The 15342-nt window shown below is 65.3% G+C and carries 12 protein-coding genes; 3 read left to right on the top strand and 9 right to left on the bottom strand.

What is annotated here, in order from left to right:
* Positions 1-79 precede the first annotated feature (79 nt).
* Positions 80-1030 carry a zinc ABC transporter substrate-binding protein ZnuA gene (gene znuA, locus DNK34_RS17675; RefSeq protein ID WP_131175518.1) on the top strand — a complete coding sequence of 317 codons (951 nt, stop codon included), beginning with the start codon at positions 80-82 and terminating at the stop codon, positions 1028-1030.
* 216 nt (positions 1031-1246) lie between these two features.
* Here the strand turns inward: znuA and DNK34_RS17670 are convergent, their stop codons facing one another.
* Together DNK34_RS17670 and DNK34_RS17665 are read right to left on the bottom strand one after the other, a co-directional pair.
* Complete coding sequence (locus DNK34_RS17670; protein ID WP_131175519.1) at positions 1247-2197, bottom strand: homoserine kinase; 951 nt, start codon at positions 2195-2197, stop codon at positions 1247-1249.
* A gap of 12 nt (positions 2198-2209) precedes the next feature.
* Positions 2210-2494: a DUF2782 domain-containing protein gene (locus DNK34_RS17665; RefSeq protein WP_131175520.1), complete on the bottom strand. Its 285-nt coding sequence runs from the start codon at positions 2492-2494 to the stop codon at positions 2210-2212.
* Positions 2495-2711: 217 nt separating this feature from the next.
* On the opposite strand from DNK34_RS17665, the gene polA reads away from it, so the two are divergent.
* Complete coding sequence (gene polA, locus DNK34_RS17660; protein ID WP_131175521.1) at positions 2712-5507, top strand: DNA polymerase I; 2796 nt, start codon at positions 2712-2714, stop codon at positions 5505-5507.
* Between the two features lie 375 nt (positions 5508-5882).
* Here the strand turns inward: polA and yihA are convergent, their stop codons facing one another.
* The 4 genes from yihA to DNK34_RS17640 all read right to left on the bottom strand — a co-directional run bounded on the left by yihA (position 5883) and on the right by DNK34_RS17640 (position 9529).
* On the bottom strand, positions 5883-6527 hold the full coding sequence (gene yihA, locus DNK34_RS17655) for a ribosome biogenesis GTP-binding protein YihA/YsxC (protein WP_131175522.1): 645 nt from the start codon (positions 6525-6527) through the stop codon (positions 5883-5885).
* A 94-nt stretch (positions 6528-6621) separates the two neighbouring features.
* On the bottom strand, positions 6622-7518 hold the full coding sequence (locus DNK34_RS17650) for a D-hexose-6-phosphate mutarotase (protein WP_131175523.1): 897 nt from the start codon (positions 7516-7518) through the stop codon (positions 6622-6624).
* Between the two features lie 96 nt (positions 7519-7614).
* Positions 7615-8991: a TRAP transporter large permease gene (locus tag DNK34_RS17645; RefSeq protein WP_131175524.1), complete on the bottom strand. Its 1377-nt coding sequence runs from the start codon at positions 8989-8991 to the stop codon at positions 7615-7617.
* Entirely contained in the window at positions 8984-9529 is a 546-nt protein-coding gene (locus DNK34_RS17640) for a TRAP transporter small permease subunit (protein ID WP_131175525.1), read from the bottom strand. Before DNK34_RS17640 ends, DNK34_RS17645 begins: the two co-directional genes overlap by 8 nt.
* Before the next feature lie 327 nt (positions 9530-9856).
* On the opposite strand from DNK34_RS17640, the gene DNK34_RS17635 reads away from it, so the two are divergent.
* Positions 9857-10954 carry a TRAP transporter substrate-binding protein gene (locus DNK34_RS17635; protein WP_131175526.1) on the top strand — a complete coding sequence of 366 codons (1098 nt, stop codon included), beginning with the start codon at positions 9857-9859 and terminating at the stop codon, positions 10952-10954.
* Positions 10955-11321: 367 nt separating this feature from the next.
* Here DNK34_RS17635 and argB read toward each other — a convergent pair whose 3' ends face one another.
* The 3 genes from argB to dut form a co-directional block, all read right to left on the bottom strand.
* Complete coding sequence (argB, locus tag DNK34_RS17630; protein ID WP_131175527.1) at positions 11322-12227, bottom strand: acetylglutamate kinase; 906 nt, start codon at positions 12225-12227, stop codon at positions 11322-11324.
* Between the two features lie 24 nt (positions 12228-12251).
* On the bottom strand, positions 12252-13643 hold the full coding sequence (algC, locus tag DNK34_RS25575) for a phosphomannomutase/phosphoglucomutase (RefSeq protein ID WP_207390787.1): 1392 nt from the start codon (positions 13641-13643) through the stop codon (positions 12252-12254).
* Positions 13644-14859: 1216 nt separating this feature from the next.
* Positions 14860-15315, bottom strand: coding sequence for a dUTP diphosphatase (dut, locus tag DNK34_RS17620; protein WP_131175529.1), 456 nt, complete (start codon positions 15313-15315; stop codon positions 14860-14862).
* Between the last annotated feature and the right edge of the window lie 27 nt (positions 15316-15342).

The following is a 15342-nucleotide window of genomic DNA, read 5'->3' as shown; positions in this document are numbered from 1 at the left end:
AGCCGCAATGGAGCGGACGTCTGCTGAAGGAAATGTTATTTTATTGCTCCTTTGTGCCATCCGAATGAATTCATTGCCCATGTTGCCGCGTTTCCGTTCTCTGTCCTCGATCATTCTGTCTGTTTGCCTGAGCTTGGCCACGCTGGGGAGCGCCCAGGCCGAGGTCCGTGTGCTCACCAGCATCAAGCCGTTGCAGTTGATCGCCGCCGCCGTGCAGGCCGGTGTCGGCGAGCCGGAAGTCCTTCTGCCGCCGGGCGCATCGCCGCACCATTACGCCCTGCGGCCTTCCGACATGCGTCGGGTGCAGGACGTCGACCTGCTGTACTGGGTGGGGCCCGACCTGGAAGGGTTCATGGTGCGCGTGCTGGCCGGGCGCGACAGGCCCAGCGTGGCGGTACAGGACTTGCCGGACATGACCCTGCGCCATTTCGGCGAGCAGCATGGCGATGAGCATGAGCATGAGCATGAGCATGAGCATGCCGACGAGCACGATCATGATCACCGCCCGGGCACCCTGGATGCCCACCTGTGGCTGTTGCCGGCCAATGCCTGGGTGATCGCGACACGCATGGCCGCCGATCTGAGCCAGGCGGATCCGGCCAATGCCGCGCGCTACCAGGCCAACCTGCAGGCCTTCGGCCAGCGCCTGGAGAGCCTCGACCCGCGTCTGCAAAGCCGTCTCGCCCCACTGGCGAACAAGCCCTTCTTCGTCTTCCACGAGGCGTTCGACTATTTCGAGGCCGCCTATGGCCTCAGGCACGCCGGGGTGTTCAGCGTCGCCAGCGAGGTGCAGCCGGGCGCCCGTCATGTGGCGGCGATGCGCGAGCGCCTGCAGAACAGCGGGCCGAGCTGCGTATTCAGCGAGCCGCCGCTGCGCCCGCGGCTGGCCGAGACCCTGACCGCCGGTCTGCCGGTGACCTTGGCGGAGCTGGACTCCATGGGCGCGGCGGTGCCCGTGGATGCCTCGGGGTACGAAGCCTTGCTGGAAGGCCTGGCCGACGGCCTGAGCGAGTGCCTGGGCAAGCTGTAGGGCCGTGGTGTTGCGAGCGTAGGAGCCCCGCCCCCGGGGCGATACGATGGCGGGCATCCAGCTATCTCGCGGTACGGCCGCGATTCGCTGCGAGGTCGCAGCTCCTACACCCGGTTGACGCCTGGAGAGCGTATTCCATCGAGCCAGTGACGAGCCCGCCTATTGGCTACGCAACCAGGCGTTCACAGCGACGTGCGCCGTGGATCGGCCTGCTGTCTACAGCGCCAGCGGCAGCGGCTGGTCGACCTGCTGGCGCTGTGCCAGGCGGCGCTGGAATTCCTCGGGATCGTGAATCAGCACGGCCTGGCCGGCGAACGCCTCGGCGGCGATCAGTCGCGATAACCAGAAGCGCAGACAGGCGATGCGCAGCATCGCCGGCCACAGCTCGGCCTCATTGGCGCTGAACGGGCGCAATGCCGCGTAGGCGCCGAGCAGCGCCCGTGCCCGGGCGCCGTCGAGGCGGCCCTGCTCGTCCGAGCACCAGTCGTTCACGGCGATCGCCAGGTCATAGAGCATGGGCCCCGAACAGGCGTTGTAGAAGTCGATCACCCCGCTCAGGTGCGGGCCGTCGAACAGGCAGTTGTCGCGGAACAGGTCGGCATGCAGGTTGGCGATGGGCAGTGCGCGGATGCGCGCCCGCAGTGCGCCGACTTCCTCCACTGCCGCGCTCAGCAGGGCGCCGTTGGCCGGCGTCTGGCGGCTTGCCAGTGGCGGCCCCTCCTGCAGCATCCACTCCAGGCCGCGGTCGCTCTTGCGCAGCAAGGGCTGCTCGCGGGTCGCCAGGTGAATGCGCGCCAGCAGGCTGCCGATTTCCTGGCAATGGTGGGCGTTCACCTGGCTGATGTGCTTGCCGCTCAGGCGCGGCTGCAACAGCGCCGGCTTGTCGGCCAGGCTGCGCAGCGCCTCGCCGGTACGGGTGCGCAGGGCATAGGGCACCGGCAGGCCGGCCTCGTGCAGCACGTCGAGCAGTTCGATGAAGAACGGCAGGTCGGCGCTCGGCCCGCGCTCGATCAGGGTGAGGACGAACTCGCCCTGTTCCAGGCTGACGAAGAAGTTGCTGTTCTCGCTGCCGGCGGCGATGCCCTGGAAATCGAGCAGGCGCCCGAGTTCGTAAGGCGCGAGAAAAGCGTCCAGTTGCGGACGTTGCAGCGGGGTGAACACCGACATATCAGGACTGCCTTACCAACGGAAGATTTCCCAGGACGGAATCAGCATGTCCGGCTCATCCGAACGGACGAAATTGCCGTCGCTGCCGTCGGCGCGTACCAGGAAATAGGGTTTGCCGCCCTTGGGCGTGACTTTGATGGCGTAGAGAAAACCGTTGACCCGGTACTCCTCCACGGTACGGTCGCCGTCCTGGCGAATGGTGACGTCCGGATCCGCCGACGGCGCATCGTCGGCCTGGGCAACGAATGGCAGAGCGACCAGCACGCCGAGCAAGATCAAGCGATTGAATGTACCCATGGTAACCTTGTCCCTTTGATATCAATGGTGCGCCCATTCTATCAGGCTGTTGAAAAACTACCTGCTTCGGCAAGTCGGCGTTGAACATGGCCGAAAATGCTCATTTACAGCGCATAAACTGCGCTTTTTCGGTCATTTTCGCCATGTCATGCCGGCCTCGCCCAGGTTTTCAACGGTCTGCTGGCGCCGCCCTCCGCCGAAAAGGTTGATCACGCTCATGAGCCAAGCCCCCCTCGTTCTGGTCGACGGTTCTTCTTACCTGTACCGCGCCTTCCATGCCCTGCCGCCGCTGACCACGTCCAGGGGCCTGCCCACAGGGGCGGTGAAGGGCGTGCTGAACATGCTCAAGAGCCTGCGCAAGCAATACCCGGACAGCCCCTTCGCCGTGGTCTTCGATGCCAAGGGCGGTACCTTCCGCGACGAACTGTTCGCCGAGTACAAGGCCAACCGTCCCGCCATGCCCGACGAACTGCGGGTACAGGTCGAGCCGCTGCACGCCAGCGTGCGCGCCCTCGGCCTGCCGTTGCTGTGCATCGAGGGCGTCGAGGCCGACGACGTGATCGGCACCCTGGCCCGGCAAAGCGCCGCCGATGGCCGCGACGTGGTGATCTCCACCGGCGACAAGGACATGGCGCAACTGGTCTGCCCGCACGTTACGCTGGTCAACACCATGACCGGTAGCGTTTATGACATCGATGGCGTGAAAGCGAAATTCGGTGTCGGCCCTGAGCTGATCATCGATTACCTGGCGCTGATGGGCGACAAGGTCGACAACATTCCCGGCGTGCCCGGTGTCGGCGAGAAGACCGCGCTGGGCCTGCTGGTCGGCGTCGGCGGGGGCCTCGATGTGCTCTACGCCAATCTGGACAAGGTGCCCGCCCTGCCGATTCGCGGCGCCAAGACCCTGCCGGCCAAGCTCGAGGAACACCGCGAGATGGCCTACCTGTCCTATCAGCTGGCGACCATCAAGCTGGATGTGCCGCTGGATCTCGATTGCGCCGGGCTGCAACCCGGCGAGCCCGACGTGCCGGCGCTGATCGCGCTGTACGAGGAGCTCGAATTCAAGGGCTGGCTGGACGAACTGCTGCGCCAGAACAAGGCGGCCGCGGCCAAGGCCAGCAAGGCCGCGTCTGCCGACGATCTGTTCGCCCCGGTCGCCGAGAGCCCCGCCGATGAGCCGATCGAGACGCCAACGGGGGGCCACTACCGGACCGTGCTGGAGCAGGCCGACTTCGATGCGCTGCTGGAACAGCTGCAGCAGGCCGAGCTGATCGCCTTCGACACCGAAACCACCAGCGTCGATGCCCAGCAGGCGCAGCTGGTCGGCCTGTCGTTCGCGGTGAAGGCCGGGGAGGCGGCCTACGTGCCGGTGAGCCATTCCTATATGGGCGTGCCGCAACAGCTGGATCGCGATGCGGTGCTGCGCGCGCTCAAGCCGATCCTCGAAGATCCGGCCAAGGCCAAGGTCGGCCAGCACGCCAAGTACGACATCAACGTGCTGGCCAACGCCCCGACGCCCATCGCCGTGCAGGGCGTGGCCTTCGACACCATGCTCGAATCCTATGTGCTGGACTCGACGGCGACCCGGCATGACATGGACAGCCTGGCGCTCAAGTACCTGGGCCACAGCACCATCCGCTTCGAGGACATCGCCGGCAAGGGCGCCAAGCAGCTGACCTTCGACCAGATCGCCCTGGAACAGGCCGGCCCCTACGCCGCCGAGGATGCCGACGTGACCCTGGCTCTGCACCAGCACCTGTGGGCGCGGCTGGAGGCCGAACCGAGCCTGGCCAGGGTGCTGCGCGAGATCGAGATGCCCCTGGTGCCGGTGCTGGCGCGCATCGAACGCCAGGGCGCGCTGGTCGACGCCAAGCTGCTCGGCGAGCACAGCCAGGAGCTCGGCGAAAAGCTGGTGGCGCTGGAGCGCCAGGCCTTCGATATCGCCGGCGAGGAATTCAACCTCGGCTCGCCCAAGCAGCTCGGCGCGATCCTCTACGAGAAACTCGGCCTGCCGGTGATCAGCAAGACCGCCAAGGGCCAGGCGTCGACCGCCGAAGCGGTACTGGCCGAACTGGCCGAACAGGACTTCGAGCTGCCCAAGGTGCTGATGCAGTACCGTAGCCTGAGCAAGCTCAAGAGCACCTACACCGACCGCCTGCCGGAACAGATCAACCCGCGCACCGGGCGCATCCACACCTCCTACCACCAGGCGGTGACGGCCACCGGGCGCCTGTCCTCCAGCGACCCGAACCTGCAGAACATCCCCATTCGCAGCGCCGAGGGCCGGCGCATCCGCCAGGCCTTCGTCGCCCCCAGGGGCTACAAGCTGCTGGCGGCGGACTATTCGCAGATCGAGTTGCGCATCATGGCCCACCTGGCCCAGGACGAAGGCCTGCTGGAAGCCTTCCGCCACGATCGCGACGTGCACCGCGCCACGGCCGCCGAGGTCATGGGCGTGGAACTGGAAGAGGTGACCCACGAGCAACGGCGCCGCGCCAAGGCCATCAACTTCGGTTTGATCTATGGCATGAGCGCTTTCGGCCTGGCCAAGCAGATCGGCGTCGACCGCAAGCAGTCGCAGGCGTATATCGACCGTTACTTCGCCCGTTACCCCGGGGTGCTGGCCTATATGGAGCGCACCCGTGAGCAGGCGGCGCAGCAGGGCTTCGTGGAGACTCTGTTCGGCCGGCGCCTGTACCTGCCGGAGATCAACGCCAAGAACCAGGCCATGCGCAAGGGCGCCGAGCGCACGGCGATCAACGCGCCGATGCAGGGCACCGCTGCCGACATCATGAAACGCGCCATGGTCGCGGTGGACAGCTGGCTGAGCGAGTCGGGGATCGATGCCAAGGTCATTCTGCAGGTACACGATGAACTGGTGCTGGAAGTGCGCGAGGATCTGGTCGAGCAGGTGCGTGAGCGGATCCGGCCGCTGATGGGCAGTGCCGCCGAGCTGGATGTGCCACTGCTGGTCGAGGTGGGGGTTGGCGATAACTGGGACGAGGCACATTGAGACATGCGTCTCGTTTAGGTCTTATGGGCCTTAATGATTATCAAGTCCTAACAAAGGAATCTAAGGACGGCTGAACTTTGCTTCTGTCCGTCTGGTCAGAGTTTATGAATGGCCCATAAAGCCTTTCGATGCTCCTTTGTTGTGTTAAGTGTTGGCAGACATCTGAGCCCCGCCCTAGCGGTTCAGACCCTTAAACCCCGATCTTCTCCCTCCCCATATGAAGCTCGGGGTTTTTTTTGCCCGCAGAAAAGTGCCAGCCCTGCCCCGGTGGTCTGGCGTTAAGCGAAGTTCCGTAGCCTGGCGTTGAGCGCAGCGAAACCCAGGGCCATTCCTAAGCTCAATGACCACCCGGGTATCGCTGCGCTCAACCACGGGCTACGAAGCGGGCTCGTCCTCTTCTTCCCCGAGCAGGCCCAGCCACTGCCCCAGCACGGCCTGGGCTTCTTCGACGCCCTGGCGCTTGGGCGCCGAGAACAGCTGGATGCTGACGTGGTCGCCCCAGCCCTTGCGGATCTCCTGCTGCACTTTCAACAAGGCATTCTTCGCGGCGCCGAAGGCCAGTTTGTCGGCCTTGGTCAGGAGAATGTGCATGGGCATGCCGCTGGCGCCGGACCAGTCCAGCATCAGGCGGTCGAACTCGGTCAGCGGATGGCGGATGTCCATCATCAGGATCAGGCCGCGCAGGCTTTCCCGGCTGCCCAGGTAGGCTTCCAGGTGTTTCTGCCAGTGCAGCTTGAGCGGGATCGGCACCTTGGCGTAGCCGTAGCCGGGCAGGTCGACCAGGCGGCGCTGGTCATCCAGGCGGAAGAAGTTGAGCAACTGGGTGCGCCCCGGGGTTTTCGAGGTGCGTGCCAGGCTGGCGTGGGTCAGGGTGTTCAACGCGCTGGACTTGCCGGCGTTGGAGCGCCCGGCGAAGGCCACTTCGTGGCCCTGGTCGTCGGGACACTGGTCGACCTTGGCGGCACTGATCAGAAAGGTGGCTTGCTGACACAGGCCGATGACAGGGTTCTTTGCTTGCATCGGGGTATCCGGTGGAGGGCGTGCATCGCGGCAGTTTATCAGGCTGCGGGGCCGCTGACGCGAACGGACTGCCCTGACGCCTTGGCGGCGTTCTCTACAGCGTTTGTGTCCAGAGCGAAACCGCGAGCCGGTATTCGGCGTCCGGGGCCAGCATGAGCGCATCATCGAGCACGTTGGCGTGTTCGATGCAGAGCATGCCCTGCCAGGCATCATCGGCGAACTGCGAGAGACGCCTGGCCTTGTCGGTCCAGGGGTTCCATACCACCGCCGAATGCGAGCCTTCGCTGCGCATGAGGATACGGCGCTTCCACTGGGGATCGACGATGCTCAACTGCGCCGGCGTGTCCAGGTAGATGCGGTCGGTCTCGCCGGTGAAGGCCAGGCTGCCGCGCTGCTGGCGCGCTTGCCAGTCCTCCAGGGTGTCGATGTAGCGACAGGCGTCCAAGCCTTCGACCTGCACTTGGCGGATGTCGCTGACGGCGAAGTAGCTGTGCAGCGCCTGGCTGAGCGGCAGCTGCGTATCGCCGAGGTTGCGTGTGCTCAGGCTCAGCGACAGGCGCTCGCCCAGGTGGATGTCGAGCTGCAGTTCGGCGGCGAACGGCCACTCGGCGAAGGGCTGCTCGGCGGTGTCGAAGCCAAAGGACAGCCGTATGCCGTCTTCCCGGGTGTCCAGGCCGAGCAACTGCCAGGCGCAGTTGCGTACCAGGCCATGGGCCGGCGCGTTTTCCGGGCGCATATGGCTGTCGCGGATCGCCTCCGGGTTGCGCTGCAGGTCGCCGAACCAGGGCCAGCACACCGGCACCCCGCCGCGTACGCTTTGCCCGGCCTGATAGGCGGCCTGCTCGCTGAGCCAGATCAGCGGCTGTTGCCCGGCCGGCTGGTAACGCAGGATCTGCGCGCCCTGCTCGCTCACCAGCAATTCGGCCCCGGCGTGGCGAATGCGCCAGCAGACCAGCTCGCCCAGTTGGATGCGTTCGTTGGTGGTGCTCATGCTGTACTCCTGTAGACGACCCTCGTTGGGCCACGGCGCGGCGCCAGGGTTCGCTCGCTGCCATGAAAAACGCCCGTCGAGACGGGCGTTTTTGCTTTACGAACCGTAGACCTGATTCGGTAGCCAGGTGATCAGCGCCGGGAACTGATAGGCGATGACCAGCATCAGCAACTGGATGGCGATGAACGGGATCACCCCACGGTACATGGTGCTGGTCGATACCGAGCGTGGTGTCACCCCGCGCAGGTAGAACAGCGAGAAGCCCAGTGGCGGGGTGAGGAACGAGGTCTGCAGGTTCAGCGCGATCATCACCCCGAGCCAGATCGGGTCGAGGCCCATGGCCATCAGCACCGGCCCGACGATCGGCACCACCACGAAGATGATCTCGATGAAGTCGAGGATGAAGCCGAGCAGGAAGATCACCAGCATGACCAGGAAGAAGGCGCCGAGCACGCCGCCCGGCAACTGCTGGAACACGTCCTCGATCAGCGCTTCGCCGCCAAAGCCACGGAACACCAGGGAGAACAGCGAGGCGCCGATCAGGATCAGGAACACCATGCTGGAAATTTCCGTGGTGCCCTGGGCCACGCTACGCAGTTGCGGCAGGCTCAGCTGGCCCTTGAACAGGGCCAGCAGGGTAGCGCCCACCGCGCCGATGGCGGCGGCTTCGGTCGGTGTCGCGTAACCGGCGAGGATCGAGCCGAGCACGGCGACGATCAGCACCAGTGGCGGCACCAGCGCGCCGAGCAGCTTGCCCCATTGCACCTCGCCGAGTTCCTCTTTCGGCACCACCGGCATTTTCTTCGGCTGGAAGATCGCCACCAGCACCAGGTAGCCAACGTACAGCACCACCAGCAGCAGGCCGGGCAGCAGCGCGCCCATGAACAGGTCGCCGACCGAGACGGTCTTCGGCGAGAAGATGCCCATGCGCAATTGCGCCTGCTGGTAGGCGCTGGACATCACGTCACCGAGCAGTACCAGCACGATGGAGGGCGGAATGATCTGCCCCAGGGTGCCGGTGGCGGCCAGGGTGCCGGTGGCCACGGCCGGATCGAAGCCGCGCTTGAGCAGGGTCGGCAGGGCCAGCAGGCCCATGGTCACCACGGTGGCGCCGACGATGCCGGTGCTGGCGGCGAGCAGCGCGCCGACCAGGCACACCGAAATCGCCAGGCCGCCGCGGATGCCGCCGAACAGCCGCGACATGGATTCGAGCAGGTCTTCGGCGACCTTGGATTTCTCCAGCATCACGCCCATGAACACGAACAGCGGCACGGCCAGCATGGTCTGGTTGTTCATGATGCCGAACAGGCGGTTGGGCAGGGCGCTCAGGTAACCGGGGTCGAAGGTGCCGCTGAGGGTGCCGATGGCGGCGAACAGCAGGGATACGCCGGCGAGGGTGAAGGCCACCGGATAACCGCCCATCAGCGCCACGCAGATGCTGACGAACAGCAGGATCGCCATGACTTCAGCCATGCTTCACCTCCTGCTCCGGCAGGATGCCGAGCAGCAGGTAGATGGCCTTGATCAGGTTGGACACGCCTTGCAGGGCCAGGCTGACCACCAGCACCAGGATGATGCTCTTCTGCAGGTAGACGAACTTGAGTCCGCCCGACTCGCTGGAGCCTTCCCGGGTCGACCAGGAGTTGGCCACGTAGTCCCAGCTGGCCCAGCCGAGGAACAGGCAGACCGGCAGCAACAGGAACAGGGTGCCGAGAATCTCCACCAGGGCCTGACGGCGGCCACCGAACTGCTGATAGAAGATGTCCACCCGCACGTGGGCATTGCGCTGCAGCGCCCAGGCCGCGGCGCCCATGAATACCAGGGCGTGGGCATAGAGTACGGCCTCCTGCAGGGCGGTAGCGCCCATGTTCAGGCCATAACGCAGTATCACCACCAGGGCGGTGCCGAATACCAGAAACAGGGTCAACCAGGAGCAGGCCTGGCCGAAGCGGAAGTTCACCGTGTCGATGACCTGGGCGATCCCCAGAGGAAGTGGAGGCGTATTGGACATATCGAGTCCTTATAGTTATGAAAAAGCCAAAAAAGCCGGCGATTCTAGGCCGCTACTCATGAGCACGGCAATGGCGATACAACTTTAGTCGCATTTGTCGAGCGCGATGGCCGCTTGCCTCTAATGTAGGCGGCCTTGGCCGTGCCGAGGCTTGCGCGTGTCGGCGCGCGGGGCGTCTTGTGACATGTATTGCAACATTTGCCCGCGGGGCCTCGCCCATGCCCAAGGCATACGATAATGCGCACGTGCGGTTGGCACATTGCCACTGCCGTCTTCCGGCGGCCGCTACGGCCCGGTGATTATTACAACAACAAGGAGCTACCCCCCATGAAACGTCGCCAAATACTTGCCGCTGCAGGTGTCGGCCTGGCTGCCGGTGCGCTGGTCGGTTGCAACAAGGAAACCGATGCCGCCGGCACGCCGCAACAGAGTGCCGAAACGAAAACCTTCAACTGGAAAATGGTCACCTCGTGGCCGAAGAACTTCCCCGGCGTGGGCGTCGGCGCCGAGCGCTTCGCCAAGCTCGTCGAGCAGATGAGCAATGGCCGGCTGAAGGTCAAGGTCTACGCCGCCGGTGAGCTGGTGCCGGCCCTCGAAGTGTTCGACGCGGTGTCGCGCGGCACCGCCGAAATGGGCCATGGCGCCCCCTATTACTGGAAGGGCAAGGTGCCCGCCGCGCAATTCTTCTGCGCCCTGCCGTTCGGCCCCAATGCCCAGGAAATGAACGCCTGGCTGCATTACGGCGGCGGCATCCAGCTCTGGGAAGAGGTGTACAAACCTTATGGCGTACTGCCGATGGCCTGCGGCGCCACCGGTGTGCAGACCGCCGGCTGGTTCAACAAGGAAATCAATTCGGTCAATGACCTCAAGGGCCTGAAGATGCGTACCCCGGGCCTGGGCGGCGAGGTGCTGACCAAGGTCGGCGGTACCGTGGTCAACATGCCGGCGGGTGAGATCTTCACTGCCCTGCAGACCGGCGCCATCGACGCCACCGAGTGGATCGGGCCCTACAACGACCAGGCCCTGGGCCTGCACAAGGCGGCCAAGTACTACTACACGCCGGGTTGGCAGGAACCGAACGTCACCTTCGAGCTGGACATCAACATCAAGGCCTGGGAAACCCTGCCTGCCGACCTGCAGGCCATCGTCCGGGCGGCCGCGCGCGACGTCAACGGCGACATGCTCGACGACTACAACGCCAAGAACATGGAGTCGATGGAGCAGCTCAAGAAGGAGGGCGTCGACGTGCGCCGTCTGCCGGACGAGGTACTGGCCAGGCTCAAGGAAGTCTCCGCCGAAGTGGTCGACGCCACCGCCGCGGCCGATCCGGCGGCGAGCAAGGTATGGGAGCAGCAGAAGGCCTACCTGGCGCGTCTGTACGAGTACGCCGAGGCCAACGAGAAGGATATCTACGCCATTCGTTGAGACCGAAGCTCCGTAGCCTGGTGTTGAGCGAAGCGATACCCAGGGATGTCCTTCCCGGGTGTCGCTTCGCTCGACCCGGGCTACAACATCTGCAGACGAAAACGCCGGCTGAGCAGCCTAATGCCGATCAGATAAGGTGCTTGTAGGAGCAGGGGCACCTACCGAAGAGCGGTAAACAGCCGCCCGTGTAGGAGCGTCGACCTCGGCGCGATGCAATGGTAGCCATCGCACAAGGCGTGTGATGGCCAGCAATCGCCGCGGGGTCGCGGCTCCCACAGGGCCAGGACAAACCGTCGTTTTGTGGGCCAAATGCTTAACTGACTGGCATTTGGCTGAGCAGCCGGCGTTTTCGTTCAGCGGACAGGGATCAGTGACGCTTGCGGTTGCTGATCAGGGTACCCACACCGGTATCGGTGAAGATTTCCAGCAGCACCGCATTGGGTACGCGGCCGTCGATGATATGGGCGGTGGTGACACCGCCCTGCACCGCCTCCAGGGCGCAACGGATCTTCGGCAGCATGCCGCCGTAGATGGTGCCATCGGCGATCAGGCCATCGACCTGCTCGGTGGTCAGGCCGGTGAGCACCTGGCCCTGCTTGTCCATCAGGCCGGCGATGTTGGTCAGCAGCATCAGCTTCTCGGCTTTCAGGGCTTCGGCCACCTTGCCCGCCACCAGGTCCGCGTTGATGTTGTAGGACTCGCCGTCCGGACCCACGCCGATGGGGGCGATCACTGGGATGAAATTGCCCTTGACCAGCATGTTCAGCAGTTCGACGTTGACCCCGGTGACCTCGCCCACATGGCCGATGTCGATGATTTCCGGCTGGGTCATTTCCGGGGTCTGGCGGGTGACCTTGAGCTTCTTGGCGCGGATCAGCTCGGCGTCCTTGCCGGTCAGGCCGATGGCGCTGCCGCCATGCCGGTTGATCAGGTTGACGATGTCCTTGTTGACCTGGCCGCCGAGCACCATTTCCACCACGTCCATGGTCTGCGCATCGGTGACGCGCATGCCGTCGATGAAGTGGCTTTCGATCGACAGGCGCTTGAGCAGGTCGCCGATCTGCGGGCCGCCGCCATGCACCACCACCGGGTTGATGCCGACGGCCTTCATAAGCACGATATCGCGGGCGAAGCCGGTCTTCAGCTCGTCGCTTTCCATGGCGTTGCCGCCGTATTTGATCACCAGGGTCTTGCCGACGAAGCGGCGGATGTACGGCAGTGCTTCGGACAGAACCTTGGCGACGTTGGTGGCGGCATCACGCTCTAGGGTCATGCAGGGGCTCCAGTGCTGGGCGGATCAGGACGGTAGATTGATATCGGGGGCGACAATGTGCAACTGCGAGCGGAACACCGCCTGGATCCGTTCGAGCTCCTGCTGGCTCTCCGCTTCGAAGCGCAGCACCAGCACCGGGGTGGTGTTGGACGCACGCACCAGGCCCCAGCCCTTGGGATAGTCGACGCGCACGCCGTCGAGGGTGGTGATGTTGCCTTCGCCCCACTGACCCTCGCGCTGCAGGCGTTCGATGATGCCGAACTTGTTCTGCTCGGTGACCTTGATGTTGATTTCCGGCGTGGCGATGTCGCTGGGGAAGGCGGCGAACACCTGCTCGGCGCTGCGCTTGTCCTGGCTGAGGATCTCCAGCAGGCGGGCGGCGGCGTAGATGCCGTCGTCGAAACCGAACCAGCGTTCCTTGAAGAACACGTGGCCGCTCATTTCCCCGGCCAGCAGGGCGCCGGTTTCCTTCATCTTCTTCTTGATCAGCGAGTGGCCGGTCTTCCACATCACCGGGCGGCCGCCGTAGCCGCTGATCAACGGGGTCAGGCGGCGCGTGCACTTGACGTCGAAGATGATGTCGGCACCCGGGTTGCGCGATACCACATCCTTGGCGAACAGCATCAGCAGGCGATCGGGGTAGACGATGGAGCCGCTGTTGGTGACCACGCCGACGCGGTCGCCATCGCCGTCGAAGGCCAGGCCGAGGTCGGCGTTCTCCTCCTTGACCTTGGCGATCAGGTCGACCAGGTTCTCCGGTTTACCCGGGTCCGGGTGGTGGTTGGGGAAGTTGCCGTCGACTTCGCAGAACAGCGGGATCACCTGGCAACCCAGGGCTTCGATCAGTTGCGGCGCGATCACGCCGGCGGCGCCGTTGCCGCAGTCGACCACCACCTTCAGCGGTTTGGCCATGGCGATGTCTTCACGGATCTGCTTGAAGTAGCGCGGCAGCAGGTCGACCTGCTCGACCGCGCCGACGCCGCTGATCAGGTCGTTGTCGTCGATGCGCGCCTTGAGCGCCTGGATCTGTTCGTTGGCCAGGGTGTCGCCGGCGATGACGATCTTGAAGCCGTTGTAGTCCGGCGGGTTGTGGCTGCCGGTGAGCATCACCGCGGATTTGCCGGCGAGCACGTGGGCGGCGTAATACACCACCGGGGTGGGCACCATGCCGACATCGCTGACCTGACAGCCGCAATCGATCAGGCCCTGGATCAGCTGCTGCACCAGCTCGGGGCCGGACAGGCGCCCGTCACGGCCGACGGCCACGTTGGGTTCGCCCTGGGCCAGGCTCTGCGAGCCGATGGCGCGGCCGATCCAGTAAGCCGTTTCCGGGGTCAGGCCACTGCCCACCACACCGCGGATGTCATAGGCTCGGAAGATGTCTGCAGGAAGTTTCGGGGCTTGTGGCGCGGTCATGGTCGGGGTCTGCTCCAGTCCCAGGAGATCCTGGTCATCGTCGAGAATGTCGATATCGAGGATATCGGTGTCTTGAAACAGCGGATCGATCAGATCCGCCGGCTTGGCCGCGACAGGGGTGGCTGGCACGCTGGCGACTGGCGGGCGACTCGCCACGGGCTCTTGGGGACGACGTGGCAGCCGGGCCAGGACCTGTGCCAGGTGGTGCAGGGGCGGCAGGCTCAAGCTGAAGGCTTTGACGGCTTTGCCCGCCGAGAGTTCTTTGAGCAACTGGGACAATTGCAGGACATCGCCGTGCAGGCGCTGTTGCAGGCGCCAGTCGACCAGATAGACACCGGTCAACGCGCCAGCCAGGGCGATCAGCAGGGCCAGGCCCAGCAGCTCGGGGGACAGCCCCGCGGCACCGAGACCGGCCGCCGGGGTGAACACCAGTGTCCAGTGCGGATTACCGCTGGGGAACGAGCTGGGGTTGCCGTCGCCCTGGCCGCGCTGAGCCAGCACCTGGGCGCCGGCGCTGTCGAATTTCTGGATCAGCTGGATCTGCCCGACATCGGCGGGCAGTGGCGGCAGGCTGGCGAGCAGGCGCTCGAGGTCGAACGCCAGCAGCAGCGTGCCCTGCAGCGGCTGGTCGTCGTTCTGGCGCACCGGCGCGACGCTGTACACCAGCCAGCGCTGGCCGACCCTGTAGGCTTCGGCGGCCGGTGCCTGCCCGCTTTCCAGGCGGCGCAGCATGTCCAGGGCGGCGAAGTTCATCGGCGCCGCGCGGTTGGCGTCCTGCACGGCCTGGCCGCTGGGGTTGAGGTGGGCATCGACCACGCCGTCCCAGTAACGCAAGCTGCCCTCGGTGCTGCGCAGTTGCGCCTCGTCGCCGCTTTGCAGGGCCTGCAGCAGCGCCGGGTTGCGCGCGGCGGCCAGGGTGTCGGCAGCGAGCTGTTTCAGCGCCAGCTGTAGGCTGGCGGCCTGTCCGCCGCCCCAGGCCTGCACCAGTTGTGCCTGTTGCACCTGGCGCGCCGAGTCGAGCGGGCCGAACCACAGCAGGGCGGCGGCCAGGGCGATGCCCAGCGCGGCGGCGATGGCGCCGGGCAGCAGGTCGGCGGGGCCGCGCCTGGGCTGCGCCTTGCGGGTGTCGAGCGATTCGCCGGAGCGTTCTTCCCTGGGTGCGCGTTTGAAGCCTTTCATCGAGCCTCTCCTGGCATGGATCGTCTGGGGCTGCGGCTCAGCGACTGCCGGAATGGCCGAAGCCACCAGTGCCGCGCTCGCTGTCGTCGAACGCCTCGACCACCTCGAAACGGGCCTGCACCACCGGCACCAGCACCAGTTGGGCGATGCGCTCGCCAACCGTCATGGCGAAGCTGCTCTCGCCGCGGTTCCAGCACGAGACCATCAGCTCGCCCTGGTAGTCGGAGTCGATCAGCCCGACCAGGTTGCCGAGGACGATGCCGTGCTTGTGGCCCAGGCCCGAGCGCGGCAGCACCAGTGCCGCCAGGCCGGGATCGGCGATGTGGATCGCCAGGCCGGTGGGAATCAGCACGGTCTGTCCGGGCGCCAGGCTCAGGTCTTCCTTGAGCATGGCACGTAGATCCAGTCCTGCCGAACCGGGCGTGGCATAGGCCGGCATGGGGAAGTCGCTGCCGAGGCGCGGGTCGAGAATCTTGGCTTGTAAGGCGTGCATGGGATCTGCGGTTCCGTAGGTGAAGAG

The sequence above is a fragment of the Phytopseudomonas dryadis genome (assembly GCF_004327355.1).
Classification (GTDB): Bacteria; Pseudomonadota; Gammaproteobacteria; order Pseudomonadales; family Pseudomonadaceae; genus Aquipseudomonas; species Aquipseudomonas dryadis.
The sequence above is the reverse complement of the archived record's forward strand: the minus strand, read 5'-3'. Positions and strand labels throughout refer to the sequence as shown.

Bases quoted from the DNA above. Each gene is read 5' to 3' on its own strand.
- znuA (WP_131175518.1), top strand. From the start codon at position 80: ATGTTGCCGCGTTTCCGTTCTCTGTCCTCGATCATTCTGTCTGTTTGC.
- DNK34_RS17670 (WP_131175519.1), bottom strand. From the start codon at position 2,197: ATGTCGGTGTTCACCCCGCTGCAACGTCCGCAACTGGACGCTTTTCTC.
- DNK34_RS17665 (WP_131175520.1), bottom strand. From the start codon at position 2,494: ATGGGTACATTCAATCGCTTGATCTTGCTCGGCGTGCTGGTCGCTCTG.
- polA (WP_131175521.1), top strand. From the start codon at position 2,712: ATGAGCCAAGCCCCCCTCGTTCTGGTCGACGGTTCTTCTTACCTGTAC.
- yihA (WP_131175522.1), bottom strand. From the start codon at position 6,527: ATGCAAGCAAAGAACCCTGTCATCGGCCTGTGTCAGCAAGCCACCTTT.
- DNK34_RS17650 (WP_131175523.1), bottom strand. From the start codon at position 7,518: ATGAGCACCACCAACGAACGCATCCAACTGGGCGAGCTGGTCTGCTGG.
- DNK34_RS17645 (WP_131175524.1), bottom strand. From the start codon at position 8,991: ATGGCTGAAGTCATGGCGATCCTGCTGTTCGTCAGCATCTGCGTGGCG.
- DNK34_RS17640 (WP_131175525.1), bottom strand. From the start codon at position 9,529: ATGTCCAATACGCCTCCACTTCCTCTGGGGATCGCCCAGGTCATCGAC.
- DNK34_RS17635 (WP_131175526.1), top strand. From the start codon at position 9,857: ATGAAACGTCGCCAAATACTTGCCGCTGCAGGTGTCGGCCTGGCTGCC.
- argB (WP_131175527.1), bottom strand. From the start codon at position 12,227: ATGACCCTAGAGCGTGATGCCGCCACCAACGTCGCCAAGGTTCTGTCC.
- algC (WP_207390787.1), bottom strand. From the start codon at position 13,643: ATGACCGCGCCACAAGCCCCGAAACTTCCTGCAGACATCTTCCGAGCC.
- dut (WP_131175529.1), bottom strand. From the start codon at position 15,315: ATGCACGCCTTACAAGCCAAGATTCTCGACCCGCGCCTCGGCAGCGAC.